The 235-nt window shown below is 59.6% G+C and carries 1 protein-coding gene; it reads right to left on the bottom strand.

Going from position 1 to position 235, the window contains the following annotated elements; genetic code table 11:
• A partial coding sequence (locus KW828_RS22225) for a helix-turn-helix domain-containing protein (protein WP_218338311.1) occupies positions 1 to 235 on the bottom strand: 235 nt, incomplete at both ends.

Here is a 235-nt window from a genome sequence, read left to right as displayed (position 1 = left end):
CCCAGCGCTCATGGCGGGCATGCGCCATGCGCAGCAGGTCAGTGATGTCGTCCGGAGAACGGTTCGGAGAATGATGAGGTGCGCGGGAGCGGTCCTGAAGACCGGATACACCTTCCTCAGCCCGGCGCTTAAGCCACTTATAGCCGGTGGCAGGAGAAATGCCGTAGTGACGGCAAAGGGAACGGATGTTCGCCCCGTCCTGCGAGGCGAACAAAACAAACTCAGTACGTAATGA

Origin of the sequence: Enterobacter sp. ENT03, assembly GCF_019218745.1 — a bacterium.
In the GTDB taxonomy this organism is placed as follows: Bacteria; Pseudomonadota; Gammaproteobacteria; order Enterobacterales; family Enterobacteriaceae; genus Enterobacter_D.
This window is presented reverse-complemented; position numbering and strand designations above follow the sequence as displayed.